The sequence below is a fragment of the Streptomyces sp. NPDC053673 genome, assembly GCF_055585225.1.
This window is the reverse complement of record NZ_JBVJKN010000099.1, coordinates 1-1,603: the sequence shown is the minus strand read 5'-3', so window position 1 is coordinate 1,603 and position 1,603 is coordinate 1. Positions and strand designations below refer to the sequence as shown.

Genomic DNA, 1,603 nt, shown 5'->3' with positions numbered 1-1,603 from the left:
ACTGTGCGCTTATACGCATATCGACTTACTACACGCTTAACTACCTTGGTATTTGCATACTGGTGCAATGCACGTTTTGCATGTAACGAATTCAGCAAGGCAATCTTTTTCATTCGCTTTGCCCTCACATATGCACGGGCGAGCTCATTAATTATTTTAAGCGCGAGGTCGTTGTCATGGTTCATCTGGGCTGCAAATGCGGCAAAGAGCGAACGCTCATAGGGCTTCAAGGAATCGACCCCCTCCCAAGGCTTACCAAGTTGCGCAACAAGAATTGCCCTGGCCCGCGACAGCTTTAACGCCTCTTTGTTATCCAGCAACTCAATATCTGCAGGATCTTCCTCCTCGCCCAATGCAGCAGTTCTGACCAAAAACTGGTGCCGCCGGGCGTAATCACGCACCTTAGCCCGCATACCATGCACCGAGTGATTGAGTGGCAGCGCGATAAAATCAGTTTCGAGGGCCGGCAAGATAACCGGCCATTGGCTCGCTTCCTGTTTCGCTAGACTGACAGTTGTATGTTTATTCGAATACTTATTGCCGCGATCGGGCGCCCGGTACATAAGATACCCAAACACGCTGGTAAGGATAACCAGTACATACCAGCGGAGCTCCCGGCTCGCGACGATGCCCGAAGACCAAAGTGACTTAGGGGTTGCATCAGCTGGATGGGTGCTCGAAAGCCATTCGATCAACGCCAACCTACCATCTGCATCAAAAAGAATTAGGCTCGCTTCGAATCTTCTGAGAGACATAACAACGGTAGAAATTTTTTCGTGCCCAAAGTACCAAAGCGCGATGATGCCTACGAAAATAAAGACGATAACCCAGAGCAGCTCATCAGTATTGGACTTATTGACATTACCGCGGTTCATTGCTGCCCCCGGACTTCTTTAAGATTGTTCCATACACGATGCTTGTAGCGATAGTTCTTGTCGGGCGTGCGGGAGTGGTAGTTACCAACGCCTTTCCAAAAATCATCACTCCCCAGCACGCTACGCTGAATGTAATAAGTACCGATAAAAATATTCAGGCATTCGTTGTTGACGAGCATGTCTCTGGTTATTCCAAACTTGGAGAGTTCCGCGAGATGAATGCTATTAATTTGCATGAGCCCCATATCGTAGGAGCCGTTCTTGTTGTAAGAGACTTTTCCAGTCGTGCCACCTTCGGTGCGAATGATGGCCTTGACCAAGTCGGGATGCGCACGGTAATGAGCCGCTGCTCGGACGATGCAGACCTCGCGAGCTTGGCCAGTAATGTGCGGACTAGGGGCCGCCATTGGCAGAGCGTCAATCACGAACGCCCCTCCTGACGCAGGAGCCACGACTTGAAACTAAAAAGGCGTCGTTCACGGATCTGGGCCACTCGGAACCTGGTGACCAAGAAACGGGTGATGCTCAACGCGAGAACGCCGAAGGACATGAGGCCGTGGTTGATAGGACTGGGCGACCAGGGCACTAGCGCGAGGAACACGCCGGCAACAATCGCCATCAGGCCAAACAGTACGGAAAGCGCATGCAGATACCGGCAACGGGCATCGAGATCCTTCTCGCTCAGGTGAAGCCGGGAGACCGCATCCGAGAAGCTTTCTTCCCGATAG

At 51.7% G+C, this 1,603-nt stretch carries 3 protein-coding genes; all 3 read right to left on the bottom strand.

Annotated elements, in window-relative coordinates; translation table 11 throughout:
• On the bottom strand, positions 1–875 hold an 875-nt coding region (locus tag ACZ6ZQ_RS38540), incomplete at its 3' end, for a secretion/conjugation apparatus DotM-related subunit (protein ID WP_469773192.1).
• Complete coding sequence (locus ACZ6ZQ_RS38535) at positions 872–1,300, bottom strand: lytic transglycosylase domain-containing protein (RefSeq protein WP_009681557.1); 429 nt, start codon at positions 1,298–1,300, stop codon at positions 872–874. The genes ACZ6ZQ_RS38535 and ACZ6ZQ_RS38540, both read right to left, overlap by 4 nt.
• Positions 1,297–1,603, bottom strand: a 307-nt coding sequence (locus ACZ6ZQ_RS38530; protein ID WP_469773191.1) for a hypothetical protein, incomplete at its 5' end; no start/stop codon positions are given. The genes ACZ6ZQ_RS38535 and ACZ6ZQ_RS38530, both read right to left, overlap by 4 nt.